Annotated in this window: 20 protein-coding genes; 13 read left to right on the forward strand and 7 right to left on the reverse strand. The window is 42.3% G+C overall.

What is annotated here, in order from left to right; translation table 11 throughout:
* The first annotated feature begins 3 nt into the window (after positions 1-3).
* Positions 4-1,251, forward strand: a complete 1,248-nt coding sequence (locus FD27_RS00105) for a sensor histidine kinase (protein ID WP_057747656.1) — start codon at positions 4-6, stop codon at positions 1,249-1,251.
* A gap of 91 nt (positions 1,252-1,342) precedes the next feature.
* Here the strand turns inward: FD27_RS00105 and FD27_RS00110 are convergent, their stop codons facing one another.
* Positions 1,343-2,179, reverse strand: coding sequence for a DegV family protein (locus tag FD27_RS00110; protein ID WP_057747657.1), 837 nt, complete (start codon positions 2,177-2,179; stop codon positions 1,343-1,345).
* 149 nt (positions 2,180-2,328) lie between these two features.
* Between FD27_RS00110 and FD27_RS00115 the strand changes: the two genes are divergently transcribed.
* The gene (locus FD27_RS00115) at positions 2,329-2,802 is read left to right on the forward strand and encodes a DUF1836 domain-containing protein (RefSeq protein WP_057747658.1); all 474 of its coding nucleotides are present in this window, start codon (positions 2,329-2,331) and stop codon (positions 2,800-2,802) included.
* Between the two features lie 6 nt (positions 2,803-2,808).
* On the opposite strand, the gene FD27_RS00120 is transcribed toward FD27_RS00115, so the two are convergent.
* Together FD27_RS00120 and FD27_RS00125 are read right to left on the reverse strand one after the other, a co-directional pair.
* Positions 2,809-4,095: a Y-family DNA polymerase gene (locus FD27_RS00120; protein WP_057747659.1), complete on the reverse strand. Its 1,287-nt coding sequence runs from the start codon at positions 4,093-4,095 to the stop codon at positions 2,809-2,811.
* An 86-nt stretch (positions 4,096-4,181) separates the two neighbouring features.
* Entirely contained in the window at positions 4,182-5,513 is a 1,332-nt protein-coding gene (locus FD27_RS00125; RefSeq protein ID WP_057747660.1) for a ClC family H(+)/Cl(-) exchange transporter, read from the reverse strand.
* A gap of 128 nt (positions 5,514-5,641) precedes the next feature.
* Here FD27_RS00125 and FD27_RS00130 point away from each other — a divergent pair, with 128 nt between their 5' ends.
* The 3 genes from FD27_RS00130 to ndk all read left to right on the forward strand — a co-directional run bounded on the left by FD27_RS00130 (position 5,642) and on the right by ndk (position 9,750).
* Positions 5,642-6,808: a cation:proton antiporter gene (locus FD27_RS00130; protein ID WP_057747661.1), complete on the forward strand. Its 1,167-nt coding sequence runs from the start codon at positions 5,642-5,644 to the stop codon at positions 6,806-6,808.
* 92 nt (positions 6,809-6,900) lie between these two features.
* Positions 6,901-9,216: an RNA polymerase recycling motor HelD gene (helD, locus tag FD27_RS00135; RefSeq protein WP_275453085.1), complete on the forward strand. Its 2,316-nt coding sequence runs from the start codon at positions 6,901-6,903 to the stop codon at positions 9,214-9,216.
* 93 nt (positions 9,217-9,309) lie between these two features.
* On the forward strand, positions 9,310-9,750 hold the full coding sequence (ndk, locus tag FD27_RS00140) for a nucleoside-diphosphate kinase (RefSeq protein WP_057747662.1): 441 nt from the start codon (positions 9,310-9,312) through the stop codon (positions 9,748-9,750).
* A gap of 177 nt (positions 9,751-9,927) precedes the next feature.
* Here ndk and FD27_RS00145 read toward each other — a convergent pair whose 3' ends face one another.
* A complete protein-coding gene (locus tag FD27_RS00145; RefSeq protein ID WP_057747663.1) occupies positions 9,928-10,761 on the reverse strand; it encodes an AraC family transcriptional regulator in 834 nt (277 codons plus the stop codon).
* Between the two features lie 261 nt (positions 10,762-11,022).
* Here FD27_RS00145 and FD27_RS00150 point away from each other — a divergent pair, with 261 nt between their 5' ends.
* The 3 genes from FD27_RS00150 (at position 11,023) to FD27_RS08660 (ending at position 15,626) form a co-directional block, all read left to right on the forward strand.
* Positions 11,023-12,951, forward strand: a complete 1,929-nt coding sequence (locus tag FD27_RS00150; protein WP_057747665.1) for a glycoside-pentoside-hexuronide (GPH):cation symporter — start codon at positions 11,023-11,025, stop codon at positions 12,949-12,951.
* Between the two features lie 45 nt (positions 12,952-12,996).
* On the forward strand, positions 12,997-15,219 hold the full coding sequence (locus tag FD27_RS00155) for an alpha-galactosidase (RefSeq protein ID WP_057747666.1): 2,223 nt from the start codon (positions 12,997-12,999) through the stop codon (positions 15,217-15,219).
* 263 nt (positions 15,220-15,482) lie between these two features.
* Complete coding sequence (locus FD27_RS08660) at positions 15,483-15,626, forward strand: hypothetical protein (protein WP_157055077.1); 144 nt, start codon at positions 15,483-15,485, stop codon at positions 15,624-15,626.
* Between the two features lie 139 nt (positions 15,627-15,765).
* On the opposite strand, the gene FD27_RS00160 is transcribed toward FD27_RS08660, so the two are convergent.
* Both FD27_RS00160 and FD27_RS00165 read right to left on the reverse strand, forming a co-directional pair.
* Entirely contained in the window at positions 15,766-16,536 is a 771-nt protein-coding gene (locus tag FD27_RS00160) for a hypothetical protein (RefSeq protein ID WP_057747667.1), read from the reverse strand.
* Positions 16,537-16,995: 459 nt separating this feature from the next.
* Complete coding sequence (locus FD27_RS00165; protein WP_057747670.1) at positions 16,996-17,967, reverse strand: DNA-methyltransferase; 972 nt, start codon at positions 17,965-17,967, stop codon at positions 16,996-16,998.
* Positions 17,968-18,244: 277 nt separating this feature from the next.
* Here FD27_RS00165 and trpS point away from each other — a divergent pair, with 277 nt between their 5' ends.
* The 5 genes from trpS to FD27_RS00190 all read left to right on the forward strand — a co-directional run bounded on the left by trpS (position 18,245) and on the right by FD27_RS00190 (position 23,511).
* Positions 18,245-19,267, forward strand: coding sequence for a tryptophan--tRNA ligase (gene trpS, locus FD27_RS00170; RefSeq protein ID WP_057747672.1), 1,023 nt, complete (start codon positions 18,245-18,247; stop codon positions 19,265-19,267).
* Between the two features lie 395 nt (positions 19,268-19,662).
* Positions 19,663-20,607, forward strand: a complete 945-nt coding sequence (locus FD27_RS00175) for a Ppx/GppA family phosphatase (RefSeq protein ID WP_057747674.1) — start codon at positions 19,663-19,665, stop codon at positions 20,605-20,607.
* Positions 20,600-21,856, forward strand: coding sequence for a hydroxymethylglutaryl-CoA reductase, degradative (locus FD27_RS00180; protein WP_057747676.1), 1,257 nt, complete (start codon positions 20,600-20,602; stop codon positions 21,854-21,856). Before FD27_RS00175 ends, FD27_RS00180 begins: the two co-directional genes overlap by 8 nt.
* Positions 21,849-22,808: a hypothetical protein gene (locus FD27_RS00185; protein ID WP_057747678.1), complete on the forward strand. Its 960-nt coding sequence runs from the start codon at positions 21,849-21,851 to the stop codon at positions 22,806-22,808. The genes FD27_RS00180 and FD27_RS00185 overlap by 8 nt, the downstream gene beginning before the upstream one ends.
* 4 nt (positions 22,809-22,812) lie before the next feature.
* A complete protein-coding gene (locus FD27_RS00190; protein WP_057747680.1) occupies positions 22,813-23,511 on the forward strand; it encodes an NAD-dependent protein deacylase in 699 nt (232 codons plus the stop codon).
* Positions 23,512-23,577: 66 nt separating this feature from the next.
* Here FD27_RS00190 and FD27_RS08665 read toward each other — a convergent pair whose 3' ends face one another.
* Positions 23,578-23,715, reverse strand: a complete 138-nt coding sequence (locus FD27_RS08665) for a hypothetical protein (RefSeq protein ID WP_157055078.1) — start codon at positions 23,713-23,715, stop codon at positions 23,578-23,580.
* Positions 23,716-23,990: the final 275 nt, after the last annotated feature.

The following is a 23,990-nucleotide window of genomic DNA, read 5'->3' on the forward strand; positions in this document are numbered from 1 at the left end:
CCCATGATTAGTTATTTTCGCAAAAAGTTTATTTTGGTTTCGATGATGGCCCTGTTACTAGTGCTAGTCACAATTGTTGGTTCAATTGGCTCCATTGCCTATTATCGTGCTCAGGGTAAAGTAAACAATGTCTTAACGATGTTAGTGAAAAACGATGGGCAGCTTTCTGTGGCAGATGCAACACGTCAATCACAGAATTTTCTCCAAACACCGATAACAAAAGAGAGTATTTTTCAATATCGGTACTTTAGTGCCATCGTTAAACCAGATGGATCGATTGACCAAGTTGATAATCAACACATTAGTACTGTGTCACCGCAGATGATTGTTCAGATGGCCAATCGCGTGACACAGCGGCGAAGAAATCAAGGGGTAATATATCACTCAGGGACTGCTTATGCTTATAAAACTAAGAAGGTTGCGGATGGCCGACTAGTTGTTTTCCTAGATGAAACCATTTTAATGAGTGAGACTAACGAGGTCATTCGGGTCGGTATTCTATTAGGGCTAATTTCAATGGTTTTATATACTATTGTTTTAGCGCTTTTTTCCAATCGGGCGATTCGTCCTATTATTCAGTCAGAGAAACGACAACGTGAATTTATTACTAACGCAGGTCATGAATTAAAGACTCCATTAGCTGTTATTTCCGCTAATACTGAGATGCAGGAAATGATCGATGGGGAAAGTGAGTGGACAAAGAGTAATAAACAGCAAGTAGCACGATTAACTAGATTAGTTGGTAATTTAATATCTTTGGCACGAATGCAAGAGCAGCCGAATATTCAACTGGAAGCAATCCCCGTTAGCAAAGTTGTCACTACAGTAACAGATTCTTTTAAAAGTATCATGGCAAACAGTCAGCACCAATTCTTGCTGAATGTTCAACCTAATCTCGTTGCAACGGCTAATAAAAATTACTTCAGTGAACTAGTTAGTATCTTACTCGATAATGCTAATAAGTATTGTGATGATCATGGCGAAGTTAAAGTTGATCTTCATCAAGGCCGATACGGACGGACAGTTATTTTATCTATCGGAAATACTTTTGCAAAGGGTGCTAAGGTTGATTACAATAAATTCTTCGACCGGTTTTACCGCGGCGATACAGCCCATAGCAATAATAAGAAAAATGGCTTTGGAATTGGCCTATCAATGGCACGCCAAATTGTTAGTGATTTCAATGGTAAACTAAGTGCCCGTTATGAGCATGGTGTACTTTATTTTGATGTCCAATTAAAACGTGCTTAACGGAACGTAATTTGCTGAGTGAATCTTTGGAACAGCTTTTTGTATAAGAATAACCCCCTAAGTTAGCGTCAACTTAGGGGGGTATTTGTCGTTACTTTTCGAAACCAATCATCAGGCCACCATTTTCAGCATAATATGAGCAAAGGGCCCCACAATTAGCAATGGTGATAATAGCACTCGGAAAAGCGGCTGAGATGGCTGCGGCCATTTTAGTAGCTTTTTCATGACATTGCACATGGTCAATAAAAACCCGACCGCCATGATATCCTTGCTTGATCATTACCTTAACAAGTTTATGGTAAAGCTTCTTGGTACTACGTTGGCGACTAAGCATTTCAAATTCTCCTTGATCATTGGCCGTTCCCAAGACGCATAGATTCAACATTTTGGCTAATTTAGCAATGGTAGGACTGATGCGGCCACTATTTGCTAAGTTATCAAGCTCTTGCAGACAAAAAAGCAGGTCGGTCTTTTTAATTTGCTCATTGACTAATTCAACAATTTCGTCAAATGGGTAGTGGTTATTAACCAGAATTGCTAGTATTGAAGCAATTAAACGAATTTGGGGCCCTGCTGATTTAGAGTCAAAGATATGGATGCGAACGTTTGGGTGGTCTTGTAAATATATCTTTGAGGCTTGAATGGCCGAAGAATAACTTCCTGATAACGCGCTTGTAATGGTTAATACAAAAATTTCGTCAGCTCCTTGAAAAGCAGCAAGCCAGTTGCCAATACTGGGACAAGCTGATGAGGTCGGCGCTTGGGTATCTTTTAATGCTTGTAAGAAATTGGCTAAGTCTAATTGAGAATTATCTTGAAATGAGTGGCCATTGACCGTCAATGTCAGAGGAACGTTCACATGGGGAACCCCGGCAATTAGCTTGTCAAATGAGTTAGCACCAGAATCAGTAATAATTTTAACTGTCATTTTGAAAGACCTCACAATGAGTTTTCACCATCATAGTAGTTTTTAATACCGCTGTCAACGGTTTTTAAAAAACCGCTGTTCAGTAATTGATTGACAGTTGAAATTAATCGTCTGTACAATAATGCTTAAGTATTGAGGAGGACTACATAATGACAACATCTTCACCCTTTGCATTGCCAGCTTATCAAGAGTTACCAACGATGGGACTGTATTTAAATCAGGTTGTTACCTATCTGCAAGATTGTTGTGCTCCTTTTGGCAATGTCAAGGTTACCCAATCCATGATTAGTAACTATGTTAAGCATCACTTAATTGACTCACCACAAAATAAACTTTACCAACGGGATCAAATTGCCCAGCTACTTTTTATTGTGATTGCTAAAAATGTGGTTGAGCAGAAGAACTTACAGCGCGCGTTACAGATTCAAGAGGAGACATATCCAACTGCAGTTGCTTATGATTATTTTGTTAAAGAATTGGATAATGCTTTATCTTATGTTTTCGGCTACCATAAGAACTTGCAACAGATTGGTAGTGAACATACTAAGCAAAAGCGGTTATTACGAAATCTAATTTTAGCATTTGCGTACCAGGCTTACTTAGCACATTTTTTTAACAATTAATTCTTATTATTCAAATGCATTACCACCATTATGACCGCCGACCAGTCCCGCACGTTTAATAAAAGTGCCGCCCTTTTTAAGACTATTAGCTGACATAATTGCCGTATTCCCATATTTATTCCGGATATTAGCGATTACTTGTTGAAGACGATAATCGCTATTTTTGCTGGAATGAAAGAGGTTCAGCTGTTCGCCGGTTTCTGGACTTAGTTGTCCACAAGAAATGGCAATATCACGTACAGGTCGGCCATCCCAATATTTACGAAAGATAGTAAGAATCTGAAGGCGGATTTCCTTTTCATCAGCGGTTGGCGGAATATGGTGAGAATGAGCAAAATAGTTTTTATGATTAGGATGGTAATAATGCCCTGAATAAGTGATGGCAAGATGCACAACTCGTGTTTGTAATTGATGCCGGTTGATACGCGCAACGACTTGGGCAGTGATTTCTTTAATCACTGTTTCAATTTCTGATTGATGATGATAATCGCGTGGTAAAACTTGTGAGTTGCCAATTGACTTATTTTGGGGTGGAACTGGTTTAGTGATATCGGTTCGATCAATTCCCCAAGCAGTGGCATAAAGATCGCTACCGGTTAACCCTAAGTGTTCAGTTAATTGATATGGATTGACGTGGGCTAATTCATACATATTATGAATACCAAGCTTATTGAGGCGAAGAGCCATTCGCTTACCAATTCCCCAGATATCAGTTAACTCCTTAACTGGCCAGATCATTTTGGGAACTGTTTGGTAGGTAATGATGCCGATAAAATGATCATTATGCTTGGCGTAAAGGTCTAAAGCTAATTTGGCTTGGAGGGGATTTTCACCAATGCCCACAGTCGTTACTAACCCCAAATGACGATAGACATCCTTTTGAATTGTTCGTGCTACTTGTTGTGGCGATTGACCAAAGAGCTGCCATGAGTGGGTTAAATCCAGAATTGATTCATCAATAGAGTAGGGGCTGACACGGTCAGTATATTTTGTAAAGATCTGATTAATCTGTAAATTCTTTTTGATATAAAGATTCATTCGCGGCGGAACCATTAATAAGCGTGAATCTTGGGGAATTTGATACCCACGATCGACATTTTTTATATGAAAAATTTTCTTAGCCATGGGCGAAGCAGCGACTACTAAACCAGTCCCGGTATTATCAGCTTCAGAGAACACAACCAATGGAGTAGTTAACGGATTAAGGCCACGTTGAACGCATTCAACACTGGCATAGAAGGATTTATTATCGATTAGCATAAATAAGCCATGTGGTTCTTGACTATAGAACATCATTGCACCCTCCTGAACATATGTTCGATAAAAATTATAAATAAAAGTGCGGCTGGAGTCAATAAAGACTCCGTAGGCCACACTTACTAATCTTCAAAATTCATGTTTTCTAGTAATGCATCATAAAGTGAAGGACGTGCCCCTAACAAGATGCTCGTGTAATACGCGATAAAGACCAAGATGGTCATTGGGAGAACCTGTTCAATTGAACCAACCATTTCTGTTACCAGGAGGATTGCAGAAAAAGGGGTTCCTTCTGTTGCTGCAAAGAAAGCGGCCATTCCCATGGCAATCATTGTTAGGTAACCACTCTCATCGATTAAACCACTATGAACCAGGATTATGCCAGCAATCGCGCCCAATAAGCTACCAATGACAAAGATAGGCATAAAAATTCCCCCAGGAACTGAGGAACCATAAGCAATCATTGTGCCAATGAAACGGATAACAACCAAAATTAACAGCAAGAGGAGGAGTGATGGCCAATTTTTAGTGAGTGAAAAATTGGCAACCATGGTAATCAAGTTGTGACTACCACCAAGGACACGTGGATTCCACAAACCGACCGGAATTGCTAAGAGCAATGGGAGAATACTATGGTAACGCTTAGGGATAATCGTAAACTTCCGATACCACCATTGCAGGTTAAATAAGCAGTATTGAAAAAGGTAAGCAATGATTCCGGTAATCACACCAATTAGTAATAACCATGGATAAACTTTTAATGGTAATTGATGATGAATGGGTAAAAATAAGCAAGGCTGGGATCCGAAGAAAAGAAAAGTCATTAGGTCGGCACTAACGGCAGCAGCTAATGCTGGGAGCCATAGCTTCGCCTTGAAACTGTGGCTAATTTCTTCTAGTAAGAAGACTACGCCGGCTAGTGGGGCACTGAAAGCAGCAGACAGCCCAGCGGCGGCACCGCATGCTAATAATAACTTAGAATCGGGTTGACGATGGTTAAAATGCTGTTCAACACCTTGACCAATACAGGCACCAATTTGAATACAAGGGCCTTCGCGACCAAGAAACAATCCAGGACAAATGGTTAGTAAGCCACTGATGAACTTACGCCATAGTACTTGCCACCAATCCATATGGTGACGGCCTTTTAAAATAGCTTTCAGTTGCGGGACCCCTGAGCCAATTAAGTCGGTTTTATAAGGCTGAACTAGATAAGCAATAAGCCAAACGATTACAATAATTGCAATAATATAGAGCACTAACCAGACTGAGTGATGCTTCATAAAGGGATAAATGATGGTTAATAACACTAGGGTATGATCGATGATCCAACGAAAGAGGCCGACTACTAATCCAGTAATGATCCCCACCAGTATTCCTAGCCCAGTATGGTGGAGTAATGGTGATTTACCCATCGGCCGTAATAGATCTTTTGCTTGCTTAATCGATGGCATAGAAATTCACTCCTCATAATAATAGTTCCATTATATTCTTTCGAGAATCAGGCGCCAATTATCATTCACCGAAAAAGATATGTTAAAATATTGATTAAATCTTGATGAGAATGATTGGAGGAAATCAAATGGAATTCATTGCCGTTTTAGCGGGGTTACTATTAGCCACCCAGATTGTTGCGCACCTATGTCGACGGGTAGGCATTCCTGAGGTTATTGGGCAGATCCTCGTTGGCATTATTGCCGGCCCCGGCATATTAAACTGGGTGCATTTAGACACCATGATGAATGAATTTCAGGAGATTGGGGTCATTATCTTAATGTTTATCGCGGGGCTAGAAAGTGACCTGTCCCTATTGAAGAAGTATTTAAAGCCGGCAGTAATTGTGGCAATTGTCGGAGTCATTTTTCCTGTTGCATTGATGTCACCAGTGAGTTATCTGTTTGGCTTTACTAAACTTGAATCAGTTTTTATTGGGGTGATCTTTTCCGCGACTTCAGTTAGTATTTCTGTTGCGGTATTACGTGAATTCAAATACCTTGATAGTAAAGAAGGGGCTACTATTTTAGGAGCCGCAGTCGCAGATGATATCATTGGGGTGATCCTCCTTAGTATTATGATCAGTGTTGTCAATCAAGCAGAAGATAAGACTGGCGGTCAGCCACTATGGGCAGTACTGCTTTTACAAGTGTTATTCTTCGGCGGTACTTATTTATTGGTCAAGTGGCTTGCACCGTATATGATGCACCTGAGCGAACACTTATTAACAGTGGCATCGCCTTCCGTAATGGCAATGATTATCTGTTTAGGAATGGCAGCCTTGGCAGATTGGGTTGGCCTATCTGGCGCCGTTGGTTCCTTCTTTGCGGGGATTGCAGTGGCTAATACTCATCGTAAACAAACGATTGACCGGAGCTTTATCCCGATCGGTTATGCCCTCTTTATTCCCCTGTTCTTTGTCAGTGTGGGGTTGAATATGCGGTTTGATCGGTTGAATGAATCATTTATCTTTGTCATCGTGATGACCGTTTTAGCATGTTTTACCAAACTGTTTGGTTGCGGAACGGGAGCTAAGCTGGCGGGCTTCGAATTGCATAGTTCATATGTGGTTGGCTCAGGAATGGTGGCCCGTGGTGAGATGGCCTTGATTACAGCTCAAATTGGTTATCAAGCACACTTGCTTTCTTCAATGTACTATTCTGATGTTATTACCGTCATTATCTTAGCGACAGTTATTGCACCGTTCATGCTCAAACATGCATTGCATAACTCAATTGCCCAACAAAGTAAATAATGAAATTAGCGACCGGGTGACCGGTCGTTTTATTTTTGGTTGCTGAAGGCGAGTGATACAATAGGGGGACAATTTGAACGGGAGGAAAAAGTGTGAACAAAGAAGAACACGAACGTCAAGTCGAGCAAGCACGAGTCGATTATGTGATGCAGCAAATTGACCGGCAGATTAAGGAGACTCGTCAAGCATTGGCAGCGGCTCATAAGGAAACACGAGCAGTTGAACAAAACTACAGTGAAAATGCCTCAATTAACCGTTACGAAGTCGATGATATTGCTGAATCACGGGCAATGATTGAACAGCAGCGGCAATTGGTTTCCCGGGCGGTGGAAAGCGAAACCATTCTCCGACGCCAGTTAAAGACCCTCCAAAACCTCCAACGGTCGCCATATTTTGGGCGGATCGATATTCAAGATCCTGGTGAAGATCAAGTTGAAAGTCTCTATATCGGGACAGCTTCGTTGATGAACGATGACAAGAGTCAGTTTTTAATTTATGACTGGCGGGCCCCAATTTCTGGTGTTTATTACAACGGTACCCTGGGGGAGGTAACTTATGAAACACCAAACGGCCCACAGAAAACAACACTCGTTAAGAAACGGCAGTTTACTATTCGGGACGGTCAAATTACTAATATGTTTGATACCAATGAAACGGTGGGTGATGAGCTGCTTCAGGCAGCCTTAGGTGAGCAAAATGACCAATACATGCATAACATTGTGGCCACTATTCAACAGGAACAAAATGACATTATTCGCGATACCCATAGCGATCTCTTGCTGGTCCAAGGGGTGGCCGGTTCTGGTAAGACGTCTGCGATTTTACAGCGGATTGCTTACTTGCTTTACCATAGTCGAACAGCTCTGAACGCTGACCAGATTGTCTTGTTCTCACCAAATCGGTTGTTCAGTCATTATATTTCCCAAGTTTTGCCGAGCTTAGGTGAACGCAATATGCGCCAGGTCACTATTTCCGGCTTCATTCGACGACGGTTTGAAGGACTTCGTGTTGAAAACATCTTTGAACGTTACGAACGGCGGCAGAAAGCCTCCCAAGATGACCGGCGGATCGCAGATTATTTAGAAAGTGCGGTCGCAATGAAGAATGTTCGTCACTATGTTGCTGGCTTAGCAGATCAGGACCTCCAATTTGCTAACGTCACTTTTGAAGGACGTGTTTTCTTTACGGCGGAACATATTAAGAACCTGTACATGCACCAACCAGCGGCCATGCGTTCGGCAAATCGAATGGTGCAATTAAAGAACCAACTGATTCGGGAGTTGCAACGCCGGGTGAAGGAAGAGGCAAAAAAGGATTGGGTGGCTAAGGAGTTGGATTCACTCGATCGCCAGCAGTTACACCGTTTGTATGGTAAGAAAACAATTGATGACTTCCACGATGAAGATGAACAATATGCTTACCTGGCATATCGCTGGACGAAACGCCGGCTCAGGATTGTGGCGGATGCGATTTATAATGATTATTTTATTGATCTTTATAGTCAGTACCAGCAGTGGTTATCACAATTAGCCCGACCAACGAAGGTTACCAAAGCCGACTGGCAGGGGATGGTTACCGACTATAGTGACCAATTAGAATATCATCGCTTAGATATGATGCATGCCGCTACTCTGATGTATATGCGTGACCTCCTGATGGGGACTGGACAAAACCATTCGTTCAAGTACGTCTTTATTGATGAAATGCAGGATTACTCGGTTGCAATGATGATCTATCTAAGGCACGTATTTCCAAGTGCTAAATTTACCGTCCTTGGTGACAGCGAGCAGGCACTATTTAAGCCCTTGGAAATGCCTGAACACCTCTTGCAACGGCTCAGCAAAACAATGGATGCTCACCATCCTAACTTAATTTCATTACGACGGAGTTACCGGTCAACTAAAGAAATTACTGACTTTGCCAAGGGGATGCTGCCGGATGGCGATCAAATTATGTCGTTTACCCGCCATGGTGAGCGACCAACTTTATATGTGCGTGATTCTGCTGACCAAGTTGAACAGACATTATTAGCAAGTGTCGACCAACTGAGTACCAAGTATGAGACTGTTGCAGTCTTGACGAAGAATGCTGATCAAGCTAAGCAGGTTTATCGACAGCTCCACCGGCAGTTTAAGAAAGTCCACCAGTTAAATGTTAACGACACATCTTTACCGGACGGGATTCTAGTATTACCTATTTACCTGGCAAAGGGTCTGGAGTTCGATGCCGTAATTGCTTATGATGTTTCTGCGGCCAACTTACGGGGCACAGATGAGGTCGGTATGATTTACACAATGGCTACGCGAGCAATGCACGACTTGGTATTAATTAGTTCTGGACCAGTTTCGTCAGCTATTAATCCGACTGCTAGTCAACATTTGACGATTGAGTACCAGTTAATTAAGTAAAATGGAAGAACTTAGCTTAAAAAAGCGCTTTCATAATGAGTAAAGTTATGTTAACCTGTATATGTTAAACATGCATGCAAGGAGTTGTTTCAAATGGTTAAAGATGAATACACATTAGTATTGGTAAAGCCTGATGGTGTTAAGACCCGTCATATTGGGGAAATTATTACGCGGATCGAACGGAAGGGCTATAAGATTGAAGCATTAAAGATGATTCAACCTACTGAAGAATTACTTCGTCAACACTACGCTGACAAGGTTGATAAGCCATTCTTCCCTGACTTATTGGAATACATGACTGAAGGCCCAATCGTGGGTATCGTGGTTTCTGGAACTAATGTTATCAAAGCTATTCACAACATGGCCGGAGCAACGAACCCCGTTGAAGCTGAATGGGGAACTATCCGTGGTGATTATGGTCGTGAATGGCCAGATGGCAACCTGCGGAACATTGTCCACACTTCTGATGAACCAGCTTCTGCAACACGCGAAATTAAGATTTGGTTCCCAGAATTCAAATTCGTTCAAGGCTAATATTGCGGCTTAATAGCACAGAGGGCTCTAGCGTTCGGTTTTTCCGAATACTAGGGCCCTTTTATGTACGTTGCTGAAGTATTTTCGACTATATAAGAGGACTGACGGCACCTCACTGTTTTGTTACTAGTAGTTTTGAACCTATGGCGCCTAATCCTTAGCGCCTTTTTGGATCAGTTAATACCGTACCCGTTGCCGGTATACTTTGGGACTAAAGCCGCTTGCCCGCTTGAAAGCTTTGGAAAAGGTAAATTCGTCTTTATAGCCAACTCGATGAGCAATCACCTGGACCGGTTCTTCAGTATCCCGTAATAGTTGGCTGGCATCGTCCATCCGTATTTGCGTCAAGTACTTTTGTGGTGAAATATTCATCTTATTTTTAAACAAGGTATACAGATAACTACGGGAAATATTGAGGTGATGGCAGAGATCTTCAATATTGCAGCTGGCCTTGTGGTAATTCTCTTTGAGATAGTAGCTGGCCAGTTTAAGCTGGTTAGCGGCCTTCATATTTAACCGGGGATGCTTAGTTGGGTATTCCGTAACGAGGTCATAGAACATTTGGTAAGTGAGCGCTTCTATACGAATATCATTTGCTAAGGATCCCGGTTGCTTCAGGGCCGAGAATAGTTGGACTAGGTGGTCATAAAAGTGGCTGTCTTGGACTTGACGGATGTAACGTTTAGTCGCCAGTTGTGAACCGGCTAGCATTGTGTTGATTTTGGTACCAGACAGGCCAATCCAGAAGTATTTCCAGGGATGATGGCTATCTGCCTGGTAAAAACAAGGCACGCCCTTCGGTAAAATAAACACGTCACCCTTTTTCAAAGTGACTGCCGGTCGATTAGCTGATGAAAAAGTTCCTTGGCCGGATTGAACGTAATGAATGACATAGTTTTCCCGGACGTTATTGCCCCGATAAAAGTAGTTAGGTGGGCATTGGTATTGGCCAATGAACAGAATGTTACTTTCAAAACTTTTGCCAGTTAAACTTTTATATTCGTCGTCCATTATTATCACTTGCCTTTGTAAGAATGTCTATTTTAGCAATTTTAAAAAACCGCTAACATGGATATTTGTTCATTCACGTATCATTTCTATACCGCATTATACCATGATTATACATTCTTAGATGTCAATTTGTCCTGTGTGATAATTGGCATTTTTTTAGTACAAGCAGCCATGGATTGATAAACGATTATCAAATATAATTATCCCGAATTCTGAAAGCGGATACAAACCGCAGATCAATTTTAGGGAGAAGGAACGTTTATGAGTACGAATAGTAAAAGCAAGATGACAATGCGAGAACGTCTTGCTTATAGTTTTGGTGCTTTTGGTAATGACTCATTCTACGGTCTCCTCTGTGGATACCTAATCATGTTCATTACTTCGCACCTCTTTGATACTGGTAACAAATCGTTAGATAACAAGATGATCAGTACAGTAACTCTGATCATTATGTGTCTACGGTTTGTGGAATTATTTATTGATCCGTTTATTGGGAACGCCATTGACCGGACCAAGACGCGCTGGGGACATTTCCGTCCATGGGTTGTTATCGGTGGAACGGTATCTTCAGTAATCCTCTTGTTACTATTTACTAACATGGGTGGTTTGTATAAGAAGAGTGCGATCGGTTACCTGATCCTCTTTGCCATTTTGTACATTACAATGGATATCTTCTATTCATTCAAGGATGTTGGTTTCTGGTCAATGTTACCATCACTGACGACCAGTTCACGAGAACGTGAAAAGACAGCCACTTACGCCCGGGTTGGTTCAGCCATTGGTGGGGGATTAGTTGGGATCCTGGTAATGCCAGCGGTAATCTTCTTCTCTGCTACCAAAACAAGTACTGGTGACGACCGTGGCTGGTTCATGTTTGCCCTGATCATTTGTTTCTTAGCATTGATCTCTGCCTGGGGTGTCGGTATCTTTACCCGAGAAGTTAACTCTTCGATTCGGAAGAATAAGAAGGACACTGTTGGGATTATTGGTATTTTTAAAGTATTGTCCGGTAATGACCAGTTGATGTGGGTTGGTTGTGCTTACCTGTTCTACTGTGTTGCAATTAACATTGTGAACTCTCTGGAAGTCTACTACTTCACTTATATCATGGGACGGCCAAAAGCCTTCTCAATTTTCTCCACGATCAACATTTGCCTGGGGATCGTGGCTACTTCACTGTTCCCAATTCTGTCAAAGAAACTTAGCCGGAAGGCCCTCTTTACCTGTGCTTTGATTTGTTTGCTATGTGGTTTGGGGCTGTTCGCCGTTGCTGGGGATAACCTGGTATTAGTACTGTTAGCGGCATCATTATTCGGTTTACCACAACAGATTGTCTTCTTGATCGTGTTAATGGTCATAACTGACTCTGTTGAATATGGTCAATTGAAACTTGGTCACCGTGACGAATCATTGGCTCTCTCGATTCGGCCACTGCTTGATAAATTCGGTGGTGCGGTTGCTAACGGGGTCGTTGGTCAAGTGGCGATCATCGCGGGGATGACAACAGGTGCTTCTGCTTCAACCATTACGGCTACCCAAGCACACAACTTTAAACTGCTGATGTTTGCGGTACCAGCGGTCTTGGTCATTATTTCAATTTTTGTCTTTGGCAAGAAGGTCTTCTTAAGTGAAGAAAAGCACGCTGAGATCGTTGCTGAACTAGAAAAAACATGGGGCAAGAATATTAAACAGAGTGGTAGTGATAAATTAGTTGATATTCCAACACCAATTGCTGGTCGGTTGGAAGCATTGAATGATGTTCATGATGACGTCTTTTCAAAGGGCCAGGCAGGCCAAGGCTTTGCCATTAAGCCAACTGATGGACGGGTATTAGCACCATTTGATGCTACTGTTAAACAAATCTTTACGACCCGCCATGCGGTTGGGTTAGTGACCGACGATGGAATTGCCTTATTAATTCACGTTGGGATCGGGACAGTCAAAATGAAGGGGACTGGTTTTGTTTCCTATGTTGAAAATGGCGACCACGTCAAGAAGGGACAAGAATTGATTGAATTCTGGGACCCAGCCATTAAGAAAGCGGGCTTAGATGATACGGTTGTTGTGACCGTAACGAACAGTAAAGAGTTTGATAACGTTAAAGTAACTGGGAATGTGGGGACAGATGTCAAATTCCCTGATAATGTTTTACAAGTCGCAATTCAGAAGGATTCTGGTACTCAAGGTTAGAGAACGTTATAATAAAATCAGACACTTGAAAGGGGTTACATTCTCATGAGTATTCACGTCAATGAAGAACAACAAGTCTTTCACTTACAGACTGATCACACCAGCTATATTTTCCAAATTTTGGAAAATGGTATGCCAGGTCAGTTGTACTACGGGCCACGAATTCCAGTGAAGGCGGCTTATCAAAACTTGGCAAGTCGTGAAGAACACGATTGTACAAACACGCTGACGATTGAACAGTCAGATTTTCAACTGGAACTAATCAAGCAAGAATATGCTGGTTTTGGCAAAGGTGATTATCGTTATCCGGCCTTTCAAATTACCTACCCTAACGGATCCCGCACATCAGAATTTGAATACCAGGATTACCAGATTACTGATGGTAAGCAACGGTTAGCGGGCCAACCATCGACCTTTGATGACGAAGGGCAAGACGCCCAAACCCTGACCGTTAAGTTAGTCGATCACCTGGCAAAACTCACAATGGAACTGCATTACACTATCTTCACTGCTGAAGATGTGATTGTTCGTTCCACGACATTTATTAACCATGGAGATCAGGTCACAATTAACCGGGCTTTGAGTGCCCAACTTGACTTGCCTGACGCTGATTATGATATGCTGCAGTTCTCAGGAACGTGGGCGCGGGAACGTCACTTGATTCGGACACCATTGCGTTCTGGTGTGCAGAGTATTTCCAGCTTGCGGACTGCCTCTAGTCACCAGCAGAATCCATTCTTTATTCTGGCACGCAAGCATACTGATAATAACCAAGGGGCTGCCTTCGGATTTAACTTGGTTTACTCAGGAAACTTCTTAGATTCTGTTGAAGTTGACCAGTTTGATACGACACGGGTTCTTGTGGGAATTAATCCTGACGAATTTAGCTGGCAATTAAAGAAAGGTGCTCGGTTCCAAACCCCTGAAGCCGTTATGAGTTTCACTAATGATGGTTTGAACCAGTTGAGTCAACAAATGGGCGCCCTTTATCAAGAACACTTAATTAACCCTCACTTTGCGCACGAAGACCGACCAATCCTCATTAATAATTGGGAAGCCACGTTTATGGACTTCAATGAGGCTAAGCTAATGAAAATTGTCAAGCAGGCCAAGCAGCTGGGTATCGAAATGTTTGTCCTGGATGACGGGTGGTTTGGCCACCGTGACGACGATCGGTCCAGTCTAGGGGACTGGTTTGTGGACCAGAAGAAGTTTACCAACGGTATTTCCGGCTTTGCTGACAAGGTTCATGCAGAGGGAATGAAGTTTGGTTTATGGTTTGAACCAGAAATGATTTCTATTGACAGTAAGCTGTATCAGAAACACCCTGACTGGATGATTTCTACGCCTGGTCGCCACAATACACCTGCGCGGAATCAATTTGTCTTGGACATGACCCGTCAAGAAGTAGTTGATTACTTGGTTACCCGAATGAGCACGGTCATCAAGCAGACTAAGCTTGATTACATTAAGTGGGATATGAACCGGAACATTACTGAAATGTTTGGTGCCCAATTACCAGCTGACCAACAATTAGAGTTTAGTCACCGTTATATTCTCGGCGTTTACCAACTGTATGATCGCCTGACTAAGGCTTTCCCAGATGTTCTTTTTGAATCATGTGCTTCTGGTGGTGGTCGTTTTGACCTTGGTATGATGTATTACGCTCCACAGGCATGGTGCTCTGATGATACAGATGCCGTTGAACGGATTAAGATTCAGGATGGCACTTCATATGGTTACCGGCCATCAATGTGGGGTGCTCATGTTTCCGCAGTACCAAATGATCAGGTTGGCCGCTTAACATCATTGGCTACCCGAGCCGCGGTTGCTTACTACGGTGCCTTTGGGTACGAACTTGACATTACTAAGATGTCACACGATGACCTGGCAACAATTAAGAAGCAGGTTGCTTTCTACAAGCAATACCGTCATCTTTACCAATTTGGTACTTTCTACCGGTTAGATAACCCAGATACGGATAATGATAATGTTTACGGTTGGCAAGTGGTTAATGATGACCAGAGCCTTGCAATCGCCACCCGTTTCCAAATCTTGAACGAGCCAAATCCTGCTTACATTCGGACGTACTTTACTGGACTTGATCCGAAGAAGAAGTACACCGTTAACGACGGCAGTGAAAAGTTCTCTGGTGCTGAATTGATGAACGCTGGTTACTTTGTCCCACGGATTATGGACCGGACTGCTTCACCTAAACCAGCATCAGATTTCAGCGAACAGACCTTTATCATTAAGGAAGCTAAATAACACAAAAAAATCGGCTAATTAGGCTATGATGCCCTCTAAGTATACAGATGAAATAGAAAATTCATCTTATACTTGGAGGGCTTTTTCTGGTTAACCAGGGAGTGGATAAACAGATTAAAGAGCGTAAAAATAACGAATGTTTAGAGTACGCATTTAGAAAAAATTTTCTTTCAGTTATAAAACAGTAAAAAAGACTCCTACAAGGTGAAGTGCAATAAAAAAGTTGGGTATAACGATCACGTAGCATTTCGCAAGCCACAAGAATGGGTTCACTATCAGTTGAACCGGTTATTAACGGTGTTGACAATGCTGGTTATGTTTTTGAATCACTAGTACGTGATGGATATACAGGTACAGAACAGGCCCTGAATGGTGATATAAATGATCGCAGAATGGTTGGACTATGAATTGGCCTGAAATAGGGTTTTGTGACTAAAAGTATATTTTGTAAGTTAAGGGTAAATGTACACAAAATGCCCCATAGTTGGGTTGCTTTGTCCAACTATGGGGGATCACTACAAGATAGAACTCTTTCTATGAAGGCTACTAATCGTTATTTTCTTCAATTTTACCGTCTTGATAAACAATATATTGAGTACCACTATCTTCATCCATAATCGTTGCGTATGGGTTATCAGACATACCAAACGTACCATGAGAGATGGTATAATTTCCATCGCCTTTTTGTTGCTTAAGGTAGGCTAGTGCGTCATCAGCATTGTTAATTTTTACAGAATCATTGTTACTAGATGAATTGGAAGAAGAGTTAGTACTGTTTGAACCATTGTCTGGCTTGTCGTAACCATTTTCTTGAACTTTCTTTTGTTCACTCTTTTTCCCATTATTAAAAATTACCATAAAGTCTGAATATGTCATATCAGGTTGCTTATAGTTATCGTCGGCATCCCATTCATACTTGGCCTTACGACTATTTGAATATGTATGTAATTTATTACCAGATTTCTTAGCATTGAAAGTTAAATCATCATTATCGTAGATGTATTTCATATGAATTCTGAATTTATTATTACCTAATGATTTCCATGTACCTCTGGCAGCATCACCATAATAACCTTGATCTCCATCACCTGTGTCCGCTTTTGCCCATAGCATTTGCCCATTTTTCTTAAAATAATAATATCCTGGTTGAGGTTTACCAGCTTCATCCTTATCGACATCTTTGTTTGATATCTTATAAACTCCACTCAACGTCTGCTTCTTAGTATTAGAAGTGTTTGCACTATTGGAGCAGCCATAGACTATGGTTACAATTGATAAACACAAAAATAAACCAATAAACTTTAGAAAATTTTTCATTATTAATCCTCCCCATACAACCTTTTTTTATTATAAGGGGAGTTCCCAACTATTTCTACATAACACTTGTAGTTGGTTACTAATAAAGAAAATGGAGTATGGGGATGAGTAGGAAAATTGTCTAGATAATGCCCTAATAGAAAATTTCTTTAACTTAATGAAAGAGAATGCTTGAAGAGAATTAAGATATCTTCCGTTGAGCCATTGAGGAAAACGGTTAACAATTATACATTGGTTTAATTACACAAGAACCTTTTTAAACAAAAGCTAACTGACTCCGATCGAATATCGGAATCAATCCGTCAATTAAGAATTTGTAAATGTCTAACTATTCTATGGCACTTCAATTTTAATTAAATTTTGAATAGAGCTTCTAATTTAGGGACTTATGTCTCATTTTGATATAAATTATCTTCTATTTGAACCGTGTACTTGACGGGCATTAGTGACTATGACTAATTATTTAGCTGACTTTTTCTTATTATTAATAATTCTTTTCTGCTGTGCCATGGTGTTCCGTTCCCAGAAAACACCATCAGTATAGCCCTGGATTCGCGAATCGTGGTTGGCCATATTCAGCCGATATTGGCCCCAAGCGCAGTAGAGTAAGCTTTGTTCAATGCCGATAAAGTGGCGGCCTAGCTTCTTAGCAGTAACGAGGCTAGAACCGGCACCCGCAAATGGGTCCAGAATCAGGTCGCCAGGATTGGAAGAAGCGAGGATAACCTTAGCCATCAATTTTTCTGGCTTTTGCGTTGGGTGACCGGTATTCTCGGCCATTGACCAATAGGGAATCGAGATGTCATCCCAGAAGTTGGATGGTAAAGTATCACGGAAACGACCCCGTTTGGTTTCTTGCCAATCTTTAGCATGCCCGTTTTGCCGGTAGGGGGCGATCACCCGGCGACGCTGCTTAACATCTTCAATATTGAAAGTATAATGGTGCGGATCCTTGGTGAGAAACCAGATATCTTCCATGCTGTTCTTCCAATTGGCTTTAGCTCCGCGACCCTTCTCGCGTTGCCAGGTAATGCGGTTTTGAATGGTGAAGTACTGACTGAGGAGTGGTGCTAGTGCAATACTAGTTTGCCAATCTGCGAAGACATATACGCTGGCGGTGGACTTTAGAAGTGGGAGAACAGCTTTAACCCACCTGGCAGTATATTGTTGGTACTGTTGATCATCCATCTGTTTGAAATTTAGCCCGTCATAATGCTTGTCCAGATTATAGGGCGGGTCGATTAAGGCTAAGTCAATGCTGGCTGGTGGTAATTGGCCCAAGATTTGAAAAGAATCACCGTTAACAATATGATCACGGATTGCTTTTGGATCAAGCAAGTGCTGATTTTCTGGATGGATAATCTTATCTAAAACCTCTTTAGGCGCATGTGCTAAATCAAAATCAATTGTTTTATTGCGTTTTGATTTCATAACTAGTCTCCCTTGGAATGATTATGTCTATTATACAGGACTCTTGTCGTTGCTTGCTTTTTTATATCATCATGGATTAAAATAATAGCTGTTCAGTAGTGTGAGAACAGCGAGGAACGGTTGGTGTGAAGGTTCCCAAAGCACGAATTGGTTACAGTTAAATAAAACAATGAGTGGTAACTAATTGTTAGTTACAATTTAGGTGGCACCGCGCGAAAGCGTCCTATTAGTCTGTGAGGGATTAATAGGACCTTTTTTATTTCAAGGAGTGATAACAATGACAAAGAAAACAAACACAATTTTAACCGGTGATCGTCCAACGGGAAAGTTACACATTGGTCACTATGTGGGTTCATTGAAGAACCGGGTAGAATTACAAAATACTGGTAAGTACAAGACCTTCATCATGATTGCCGACCAACAGGCCCTAACGGATAATGCTCGTGATCCAGAAAAAATTCGACGGAGTTTACATGAAGTGGCATTGGACTACTTAGCTGTCGGCATTGACCCAAAGAAGTCAACTATCTTTGTTCAATCACAGATACCTGCTTTATCCGAATTAACAATGCACTACTTAAACCTTGTAACGATTTCACGGTTACACCGGAACCCGACTGTTAAGACTGAAATCAAGCAGAAAAAGTTTGGCGAAAGTGTTCCAGCAGGTTTCTTTATCTATCCAGTTAGTCAAGCCGCTGACATTACTGCCTTCAAGGCTGATACGGTGCCAGTTGGGGATGACCAGGAACCAATGCTGGAGCAGACCCGTGAAATTGTTCGTTCATTTAACCGGATTTACGATAAAGAAATCTTGGTTGAACCAGAAGGGGTATTCCCGCCAAAGGGTGAAGGGCGGATCCCAGGCCTTGATGGTAATGCCAAAATGAGTAAGTCGTTGGGAAACTGCATCTACCTTTCTGATGATGCTGACACGATCCAAAAGAAAGTCATGTCAATGTACACCGATCCAACTCATATTAAGGTTTCTGACCCCGGCCATGTAGAAGGCAATACTGTCTTCACATACTTAGACATCTTTGATCCAGACAAACAACTAGTAGCTGATTTGAAGGAACAATATCGTGCTGGTGGCTTGGGTGACGTTAAGATTAAACGGCACCTGAATGATGTTTTGCAAGAAACCTTGAAGCCAATCCGTGAACGTCGTGAACACTTTGCGGAAAACATGGATTACGTGGATCAAGTGCTAAAAGAAGGTTCAGAAGCTGCTAATAAGGTGGCTAACCAAACCCTGAAGGAAGTCCGCGATGCGATTGGGATTAATTACTTTGGTTAGAGTGCGAGCCAGCAGAGAGATTGCTAGCTCTAGCAAGCTCCTGGCGAGCACGTTTCGACTCAGTAGTAGAACTCCAGCGAGAACATCGCTACCCACAAATTAATAACTAAAATTTCAAGAGAGACTGGGAATTTGCCCAGCCTCTTTTTTGAAGAGGCAAAAAGAATGCAACACGTTAGCTAAGTAGTGGTCCAAGTGCTGGCAAATCAGCTTTTACCCAACTGCGCCATCTCAGCGAACGTGAGATTACGAACTAGACAAGTTTATTCAACTCGCTTCTCGTCTTTTTGGCAAATCCCTTCATCTTTTGATAGTCCATTAGCAGATATCATGGTAACATTAAGTGGATATTAATTTTCGTTCTTCTAAAAAAAGAGTTATCGGAGGTGAGAACAGTGGAAAACCTCGCAATTGTGGATCTCGGCTCCAATTCGACCCGGATGGCAATTTCTGAAATTGCACCAGATGGTCGTTTTCATGAAATTAAACGAGTAAAGGAAAATACCCGGTTATCAGAAGGAATGGGACGTGAAAAAATCCTGCAGGAGGCGGCAATGGACCGCACCATCGCAGCATTGAAACGTTTTAAACGCATCTATTCAAGCTCCCCGCATGCCCAAGTTCGGGCGATTTCGACTGCCGCAGTGCGGCAAGCAAAGAATCGTCAAGAATTTTTGGACCGTGTCAAAAATGAGGTCGGTATTAATTTACAAGTGCTTTCGGGAAAGAAAGAAGCGTATTACGATTACTTGGGTGTCATTAGGACCCTTAAACTGAACCACTGTTTGATTTTGGATGTCGGTGGTGCCAGCTGTGAACTAGTATTAGTACAGCAACTGCGGGCACGTGATTTGATTTCGTTGCCAATCGGGGCAGTTAACATTTCAGAACAATTCCATCTGGGTGGTTATGTCCGGGCAGCAGACCTTTTTCGGGCCCAAGTGATGGTGAATGAACGGTTAACGAAGATTCCTTGGTTACGTTATGCAACCCGGGTGCCAATCGTTTTATTAGGTGGTGCTAATCGAACACTTGCGCGGATGAGTCAAGCTTACCATCATCGAGGCAACCGCCATCCCTATGGTTCTATCCACGGTTACCAATTAACGTCACGGGTTGTTTTTGCGACTTATCGTGAATTGTTGAATAAGAATTTGAACCAGCGAAAACGCATGCCAGGTTTGGAGCCTGAGCGGGCGGACATTATTATTGGTGGAATGTTGCCACTTGTGTCGCTTTTGCAACGTAATAGTGATGGACGGGTGATTTTCTCCGAAAGTGGTGTCCGTGAAGGAATTATCACAGAATATGTCAATCAAAGGAAAAAGCGTCATGACTAATTGGCAACATGGTTTTTATAAGCTAACGCCAGCAGAGCGGCGACAACTATTAGAACAAGCACACTTGTTGTCAGCTGACGATCAGCGACTACTAGCTGATCATTCATCATTACTTGGTGACCAGCTGGTAGAGAACTACCTCAGCGATTATGCATTACCAGAAGGGGTGGCCCTTGGACTGACAGTTAATGGGCACAATTATGTACTACCAATGGTTGTTGAAGAACCGTCCGTCATTGCGGCGGCCTCAAATGGGGCACAGCGAGTTGCAAAGAGTGGTGGCTTCACTGCTCCTCAGCAACAACGAGCTTTGGTCGGTCAGGTAGTTATTAACGGTGACCATGATACGACTGTTGAATGGCTGCTAGCCCATCGTCAAGAGATTTTGACAATTGCGAATGCTGCCCACCCCTCCATGCAGAAACGTGGTGGTGGTGCGGAAAATATCCGGGTCCGGAAACTACCGGGCTTTATTAGTTTGGACTTAATCATCAATGTTTGTCAGGCAATGGGGGCAAATACCGTTAATACAATGAGTGAAGCGGTGGCCCACTGGTTAATTCAAAATGGTCATGATGTGTTAACGGCAATCTTGAGCAATTTAGCAACGGATAGTTTACAGACCGTGAGCTGTAATGTGGCCCCGCAGTATTTAGCAACTAATCAGTTTTCTGGTGACCAAGTTGCTAAGCGTATTGAACAGTTGAGTATGCTGGCCCAGGTGGACCCATACCGGGCAACAACTAATAACAAGGGAATTATGAATGGCGTTGATGCAGCTTTGATTGCCTCTGGTAACGACTGGCGGGCAATTGAGAGTGGGGCCCATGCCTATGCTTGTCACTCTGGACAGTACCAAGGGTTATCGCAGTGGCGTTATGATGGTCATCACCTTCACGGTAAATTAACGCTCCCGATGCCAGTCGGTGTAGTTGGCGGCTCAATTGGTCTTAATCGGTTAACCAAGGTTAATTATCACCTCAGTCAGATTCATTCAGCAGAAGAGTTAGCGGCGGTTATTACGAGCCTGGGACTCGCCCAAAATCTGGCAGCATTACGGGCGTTGGCAACAAGTGGGATCCAGGCTGGCCATATGAAACTGCAGTATCGCTCGCTCGCCATCAGTGTCGGTGCCACTACTGATGAAGTGGGGACGCTAGTAAAACGGCTGACACAGTTGCCGAAAGTGGATCGTCAGACGGCTCAAGACGAGTTATTAAAAATGAGAGAGGATCGTGACAATGGCTGAAAAAGAAATTAAATTAAATGAAACTAACAAAGCTTTATTGGATCAGGTTAACCAACTTTATCCAGAAGGAACGGTATTTGTTCAGTTTCATGGTGACAAAGCAGGGTATGTACGTCATGACCAGGCGACGCAGAAAACTTTGCCAGGTGGACTGGTTATTATCGTCACAGATTTGACGGCACCAAATTACACGGCTTCTCATGAACTTTTGCACTTACTCATGCTGCTCCGGGGGTTCCCTCAGATTTTCTTCCAATTGTCATTGGGAGATAAACAACTCGATGAACAGATGATGATCATGGCGACGGACTTGTATAATGTTGCCATGCACCGGGTAGTTGTGGCTGAGCAGCGGAAGCACGGCTTAATCGATGAACAGATCGAAGCAGAATACCTTAAGGGCATTGAACATACCTTAACCAAGGAGAATGGTGACGATGATGAACGGACATTGCGTTTGCTAACCTTATTAGATGCATTGGTCTTTTACGGTGATCATATTGACCAATACGCTGACACATTGAAAGATAACTACCCGGTGGCGTTTGCTGCTGCCCAAAAGTTGTATGGTGAAATTACTGCCAAACCAATCAAATCACCATTTGATATGCGGCGATGTGTCATTAAAGTATTCTCCCTATTTGACCGTCAAATGGAAGAGTGGGGATTGCCAGCTTTGAACAATAATAAGTTCACGACCTTATCACCGGTGCTTAGCGAACGGCAATTACGATTGGAAGTTCGGCAAGTCTTTGAAATCTTCCACTCTGATATGAAAGACCGTCACAATGGACGGCGGGCTTATGTTGGCTTACGACGGAGTGACGGTCAAAATTCGTTTGTCATGGATGCTCCTCATCCTGATACGCCAGAAGAATTTAAGCGTATTTACAGCTTACCAGTTAAAGAATTTCTCGAAAAAGAACATGTCCCATATATTGTAAGGAAGTAATGATATGGAAAAAGCAGTTCAACAGTTATTTGATCAGGCCCACCACATTGTTTTTCTTACGGGAGCTGGGGTGTCGACCGCGTCTGGGATTCCAGACTTTCGGTCTGCCAATGGCCTTTACACTAAGGATAAGAATGCGGAATATTATCTTAGTCACCGTTACTTTGCAAAGGACCCGGATGGCTTTTACCAATTCTGCAAGGACAACCTTTATTTTCCTGATGCCAAGCCAAATGTCATCCACACTAAGCAGGCAGCTTTAACCCAGCAGGATCGGGCAACGGTGATTACGCAAAATATTGATAATCTTTATGAAGAGGCAGGAACAAAGCATCTGATCGACTTTCATGGGAACTTATTTAACGTTTATTGTGAAAAATGTGGTCAGTCAGTGCCAGTTGCTGAATATCTGAAGAGTCGAATCCATCAAGTTGATGGTGGTCCGTTACGTCCTGACATTGTGCTATACGATGAGGGGATCAAGCAGGAGAACGTCATTGATTCCGTCCGGGCGATGCAAGCAGCTGACCTCGTTGTTATTGTGGGAACTTCAATGAAGGTATATCCATTTGCGGGACTATTAGAGTACGCTAATCCTGCGGCAACCATTTTGGCAATTAACCAAGAACCCCTTCAATTACCGGTGAAGTTTCAAATGATCCAAACAGATGCCTCAAAGTTCTTTGCTGATTTAACAGTTTAATTTATAAATAAAAACCGGCTGACGGGATGAATCCTATCAGCCGGTTATATTGATTAACGCACTTATTTAGAAGAATACGACCTTGCCACCAACTTTATATGGCACGGCGTGTTGCACCTTCTTAGTAGTAACAGCTGTCTTGGTATCTGCGGTTGGTGTCATTGTGTAACGAACGTTGCGTAACATATTATCAGTTAATAGCATTTTGATCGCTCCTTTCATATTGTTCATCTGTAAGATAACATGGGCCTATTATCCCTTCAAGCGAAATTCAAGAGTCTGAGAAAGGCTCTCATCGTGATCTTCTTAACTTACGCATATTTTGTGCGTTAGCTGGCTTGAAATTGTATAAAACCTGTTTTAACGGCATTTAAACTTAGATATTTGTGTATAAATATTTTTTCTATCGTGAATAAGAAATTGCTAAGCACGGAAGATTGAATTATTAGACAGATCTTAATAGGATAGGTAATAGCAAA

The sequence above is a fragment of the Limosilactobacillus frumenti DSM 13145 genome (genome assembly GCF_001436045.1).
In the GTDB taxonomy this organism is placed as follows: domain Bacteria; phylum Bacillota; class Bacilli; order Lactobacillales; family Lactobacillaceae; genus Limosilactobacillus; species Limosilactobacillus frumenti.